General features: G+C 67.9%; 5 protein-coding genes. 4 read left to right on the forward strand and 1 reads right to left on the reverse strand.

Annotation, left to right across the window (positions count from 1 at the left end; translation table 11 throughout):
* Positions 1–431: polyphosphate kinase 2 family protein (locus tag ADBZ5U_RS06045; RefSeq protein WP_526263409.1), on the forward strand; the 431-nt coding region annotated here is incomplete at its 5' end.
* A 6-nt stretch (positions 432–437) separates the two neighbouring features.
* Here ADBZ5U_RS06045 and ADBZ5U_RS06050 read toward each other — a convergent pair.
* Complete coding sequence (locus tag ADBZ5U_RS06050) at positions 438–1004, reverse strand: NUDIX hydrolase (protein WP_526263411.1); 567 nt, start codon at positions 1002–1004, stop codon at positions 438–440.
* A 142-nt stretch (positions 1005–1146) separates the two neighbouring features.
* Here ADBZ5U_RS06050 and glnX point away from each other — a divergent pair, with 142 nt between their 5' ends.
* From glnX to ADBZ5U_RS06065, 3 genes are read left to right on the forward strand one after another with little or no spacing between them, the layout of a single operon-like run.
* Entirely contained in the window at positions 1147–2466 is a 1320-nt protein-coding gene (gene glnX / locus ADBZ5U_RS06055) for a protein kinase G-activating protein GlnX (RefSeq protein WP_526263414.1), read from the forward strand.
* The gene (locus tag ADBZ5U_RS06060) at positions 2466–3431 is read left to right on the forward strand and encodes a glutamate ABC transporter substrate-binding protein (protein ID WP_526263444.1); all 966 of its coding nucleotides are present in this window, start codon (positions 2466–2468) and stop codon (positions 3429–3431) included. Before glnX ends, ADBZ5U_RS06060 begins: the two co-directional genes overlap by 1 nt.
* Before the next feature lie 10 nt (positions 3432–3441).
* Positions 3442–5685, forward strand: a complete 2244-nt coding sequence (locus ADBZ5U_RS06065; protein ID WP_526263416.1) for a serine/threonine-protein kinase — start codon at positions 3442–3444, stop codon at positions 5683–5685.
* The last annotated feature ends 23 nt before the right edge of the window (positions 5686–5708 follow it).

Raw genomic sequence — 5708 nt, forward strand, 5'->3', positions numbered from 1 at the left:
AGCGGGTCATGGGCTACTGCACCCCCAAGCAGCACGCTGAATTCGTCCGGCAGGTCCCGTTCTTCGAGCAGATGCTCGTCAACGACGGCATCAGCCTGACCAAGCTGTGGTTCTCGGTGTCGCCGTCGGAGCAGCGCACGCGTTTCACCATCCGGCACGTCGATCCGGTCCGGCAGTGGAAACTCTCACCGACCGATCTGGCGTCGCTGGACAAGTGGGACGACTACACCGCCGCCAAACAGGACATGTTCACCTGGACCGACACCGAGGTCGCGCCCTGGACGGTGATCAAGAGCAACGACAAGAAGCGCGCCCGGGTCAACGCGATGCGCCACGTGCTGAACAAGTTCGACTACGCCGGCAAGGATTTCGAGGCCGTCGGCCAGCCCGATCCGCTCATCGTCGGCCGCGCCGTCTCCCACTCGGACTGACGCACCTCAGCAGGGCGCGCCGGGGCTGCACCAGGCGAAGACCTCCCGGTCGACGACGACGGTGTGCGGCTGGTCCATCCGGCAGTCGTGCGAGGGGACCGCCGCCCGGATGCGCAGAGTCTCCCAGCTCTGGGCGAAGGCCGGGTGCAGCGGCAGGTCGGCGACCCGGCCCTCCGGCACCCAACGCAGTTCGGTGCTTTCCCGGTTGGGCACGGTCACCAGCAACGCGGCCGCGTCGGCGACAACCGTGGTGTAGGTCCAGAGCGGGCCCCGCGGCCCGGGCACGGTCGCGGTCACGACGCTGACGCGCACGCTGATCTGTTCGGCGGACAGGCCGGCCTCCTCGCCGGCCTCCCGCACCGCGGCGTCGCGGGGCCTTTCGTGGCTGTCCAGGGCGCCCCCGGGCAGTGCCCAGGTGCCGCCCTGATGGCTCCAGACCGCTCGGTGCTGAAGAAGGACCGCCGGGGTGCCGTCATGCCAGGGCGCCCGCAGCAACAGCCCCGCGGCGCCGTGCACGCCCCAGTGGTGGGTGCCGGACTCCGACACCACCCACCCGTCGCCATCGCCTTGCACGGTTTACAGGATAGGCGCGCCACGCCGATGCGGGTCCGGTGGAAGGACCGGCCAAGCGTTGCACTGCCTCTTAGACTTTACTCATAGATGATTCAGTCACCCCAGGAAAGCTCCGGCGGATCGGGAGGGAGGTTCGGGTGAGGTGACCGTCGAGCTGACGCATCCGTCGACCGAGCCGCTGGCCCAGGGGACGCCCCCGGAGCCCGCCCATCCGCGGTGGTGGTTCGTCAACACCACGCCCGGCCGGATCCTCACGATCGGCGTCGTCCTAGCGATGCTCGGGATCCTTAGCGCTTTCGCCGTCTCCACGACGATCAACGAACGTCAGCGCCAACTGACCACGGTCCTGGAGCACACCGAGCCGCTGTCCTTCGCGGCCGGCCAGCTCTACACCACACTCTCGGTCGCCGACGCCGCCGCGGCCACCGCCTTCATCGCCGGTACAGAACCGCAGGCGGTGCGGCAGCGCTACGAACAGGCGATCACCGATGCCGCGGTGGCGGTCACCCGGTCCTCGAGCGGTTTGACCGACCCGCCGTTGGTGGAACTGCTGGGACGGATCAACGCCCAGTTGGCGGTCTACACCGGGTTGATCGAGATCGCTCGCACCAACAACCGGATGGGCAACCCGGTGGGGTCGTCCTACCTGTCGGAGGCGTCGGGGCTGATGCAGGACAAGATCCTGCCGGACGCCCAACGCCTGTACGAGGCGACCTCGGCTCAGGTCGACGCGGAGACCACGGCCTCGGCTTCGATTCCCGCTCCGGTGATCATCGTGGTGGCCGCGACGCTGGGCTTCGGGATGTTCGCCCACCGCTGGCTGGCGCGGCGCACCAAGCGGCGGGTGAACATCGGTCTGGTTGTCGGCGGGCTGGCGATCGGGGTGATGATCGTATGGGTCGGCACGGCGCTGGCCGTTTCGACCGCGGGCAGCCGGGCGGCCAAGAACACCGCGGCGGTTTCGCTACGGACGGTGACCAACCTCGCCATCACCGCACAGCAGGCCCGGGCCGACGAGACGCTGTCGCTGATCCGCCGGGGGGACGAGGAGATGCGGAAACGGTCCTACTATCAACGCGTCGACACGATGCGCCAACAGTTGCGCGACTACCTGGCGCGGGATGACACCGTGGACAAAGCCGGCCTGGCCCCGGCCGAGCAACTGCTGGAGCGTTGGCGGCAGGCCGACGTGCGGATCAACGACTACATCAGCGTCGGCGATTACCAATCGGCCACCCAGGTGGCGTTGGGGACCGGCGAAGACGACTCCACTCCGGCGTTCGACAAGCTCAATGACGCACTCTCCCAGGGGATTCAAGAGGGTCGCAAGCAGCTTCGCTCCGACATAATCGCGGCCCGGCGGGTGCTGTCGGGCACCACGGTCGGCGGGGCGGTGTTGTCGGTCGGTGCGGCGCTGGCGGTGGCGCTGGGCCTGTGGCCGAGAATGAGCGAGTACCGATGATGGGGATCGGCCGGGCATTGACCGCGGTGGTGGCGGCCGCCTCCCTGACCGCCTGCGGTCAGCCCACTGATCTGCCCTCTCCTCCGGCTCTAACCCTGACACCGCCGAGGCCGGCCGGCATGGCCGAACTGCCCGAGCAGGCCGCCCTGCCACCCGACCAGAGCGGGAACAGCTGCGACCGGACCGCAAGTCTCCGGCCCTTCCCCGCAAAAGCCGAGGCCGAAGCCGCGGTGGCCGCGATCCGGGACCGCAAGCGCCTGCTGGTCGGCCTCGACGTGGGCAGCAACCTGTTCTCCTTCCGCGATCCGGTCTCCGGGGGGATCGTCGGCTTCGACGTGGACATCGCCGGTGAGGTGGCCAGGGACATCTTCGGAAGCCCCTCGGCGGTGGAGTACCGGATCCTGTCCTCGGCCGACCGCATCGCCGCGCTGCAGAACAACACCGTCGACATCGTGGTCAAGACGATGACCATCACCTGCGAGCGGCGCAAGCAGGTCAACTTCTCGACCGCCTATTTCCTTGCCTACCAACGAATCCTCGCGCCACGGACGTCGGAGATCGCCGGGCCCTCGGACCTGTCCGGCAAGCGGGTGTGCGTGGCCGGCGGCACCACCTCGTTGCGCCGTGTTCAGGAGATCGACCCGCCCCCGAGGATCGTGACCGTGGTGAGTTGGGCGGACTGCCTGGTGGCAGTGCAACAGCGCGAAGTCGACGCGGTCAGCACCGACGACGCGATCCTGGCGGGACTGGTCGCCCAGGATCCTTATCTGCACATCGTCGGACCCGATATGGCCGAGCAGCCCTATGGGATCGGCATCAATTCGGCGAACACCGGGCTGGTCCGGTTCGTCAACGGCACGCTGGAGCGCATCCGCACCGACGGCACCTGGGACACCCTGTACCGCAAGTGGCTCACGGTGCTAGGCCCGGCACCCGCCCCACCGGCCCCGCGGTATCTGGACTGATGAGCACCTGATGAGCACCGAGCAGCAGGACCTCGACATCGGCACCCAACCGGCCGGCCTTTCGGAGCTGGGTGCGGATTCGACGTCGACCATGCGGGCGATGTCCACCCAGGCGGTGTTCCGCCCCAACCTCGACAACGACGAGCAGGAGTCGGCCCGCAGCGAGCCGATCGAGGCCGAGGAGCCGACGATCGCGCGCAAGACGTCCGCGACCCGTCGACTCGGCGGCGGGTTGGTGGAGATCCCGCGGGTTCTGGAGATCGACCCGCTGGCAGCCCTGATGGTGGATCCCGTTGTGGCGGAGTCCAAGCGGTTCTGCTGGAACTGCGGACGCCCGGTCGGCCGTCCGGCCGACGACCACCCCGGCGAATCCGAGGGGGTCTGCCCGTACTGCGGCAGCGAGTACTCCTTCCTGCCGCAACTCAGTCCCGGCGACATGGTGGCCGACCAGTATGAGATCAAGGGCTGCGTGGCCCACGGCGGACTGGGCTGGGTGTACCTGGCGGTCGACCACAACGTCAATGAGCGGCCGGTGGTGCTCAAGGGCCTGGTCCATTCCGGTGACGCGGAGGCACAGGCCATCGCCATGGCGGAACGCCAGTTCCTCGCCGAGGTGGCGCATCCGTCGATCGTCAAGATCTTCAACTTCGTCGAGCACTCGGACTCCCGGGGTGAGCCGGTCGGCTACATCGTGATGGAGTACGTCGGCGGCAAGTCGCTCAAGCTCCCTGCCGGCGATAAGCTCCCGGTGGCCGAGGCCATCGCCTACATGCTCGAGATCCTGCCCGCGCTCGGGTATCTGCACTCGATCGGCCTGTGCTACAACGACCTCAAGCCCGAGAACATCATGGTCACCGAGGAGCAGTTGAAGCTGATCGACCTCGGTGCGGTCTCGCCGATCAACTCCTTCGGATATCTCTACGGCACTCCGGGCTACCAGCCGCCGGAGATCGTGCGGACGGGCCCGACCGTGGCGACCGACATCTACACCGTCGGCCGCACGCTGGCGGCACTCACATTGAAGCTGCGCACCCGGAACGGCCGCTACGTCGACGGTCTGCCGGAGGGCGATCCGGTTCTGGCGCGGTACGACTCGTTCGCCCGCCTGCTGCGCCGGGCCATCGATCCGGATCCGCGGCGTCGTTTCGTCAGCGCCGATGAGATGAGCTCGCAGCTGCTCGGCGTTCTGCGCGAGGTGGTCGCCGCCGACACGGGTGTGCCACGCCCGGGCCTGTCGACGGTCTTCACCCGCACCCGCTCGACATTCGGGGTGGACCTACTGGTCGCACACACCGATGTCTACCTGGACGGACTTGTGCACACCAAGAGGCTGACCGCGCCGGAAATCGTTATGGCACTGCCGGTTCCGCTGGTTGATCCCACCGACGTGGCGGCCACGGTCCTCTCGGCGACGGTGTTGTCGCAACCGGTTCAGACCCTCGACTCGCTGCGGGCCGCCCGCCATGACAGCCAGGACGCCGAAGGGGTGGACCTCGCCGAATCGGTGGAACTTCCCCTCATGGAGGTGCGTGCGCTGCTCGACCTCGGTGACGTGGCCAAGGCCAACCGGAAGCTCGAGGATCTCGGGGAGAGGGTGGGTTGGCGCTGGCGGCTGGTGTGGTTCAAAGCGGTGTCGGAATTGCTCACCGGTGAATACGATTCGGCGACCAAGCATTTCACCGAGGTGCTGGACACCTTCCCGGGGGAGTTGGCCCCGAAGCTGGCGCTGGCGGCCACCGCGGAGTTGGCCGGAACCTCCGGCGAGCGGCCGTTCTACGAGACGGTGTGGCACACCGACAACAACATCATCTCCGCCGGATTCGGACTTGCCCGGGCGCAGTCGGTCGACGGCGAGCGGGCAGCGGCGGTCACCACACTCGACGAGGTCCCGGTCGGATCAAGGCATTTCACCACCGCACGACTGACGAGTGCGGTGACCCTGCTGTCCGGCCGCTCTGCGCACGAACTCAGCGAGGAACAGATCCGCGACGCCGCCCGCAGGGTCGAAGCACTTCCCGAGAGCGAGCCGCGGGTGCTTCAGATTCGCGCCCTGGTTCTGGGGACCGCAATGGATTGGATCGCCGACAACACCGCCAGCCCGGCGCCCATCCTGGGATTCCCGTTCACCGACAACGGGTTACGGCTCGGTGTGGAGGCATCGCTGCGCAGCCTGGCCCGGGTGGCCAACAGCCAGACACATCGCTATGCCCTGGTCGATCTGGCCAACGAGGTTCGCCCGGTCACCACGTTCTAGCCCCTCCACGTTCTAGCCCCTCC

The sequence above is a fragment of the Mycobacterium sp. genome, assembly GCF_040398885.1.
GTDB lineage: Bacteria > Actinomycetota > Actinomycetes > Mycobacteriales > Mycobacteriaceae > Mycobacterium.

Bases quoted from the DNA above. Each gene is read 5' to 3' on its own strand.
- ADBZ5U_RS06060 (WP_526263444.1), top strand. From the start codon at position 2,466: ATGGGGATCGGCCGGGCATTGACCGCGGTGGTGGCGGCCGCCTCCCTG.
- ADBZ5U_RS06065 (WP_526263416.1), top strand. From the start codon at position 3,442: ATGAGCACCGAGCAGCAGGACCTCGACATCGGCACCCAACCGGCCGGC.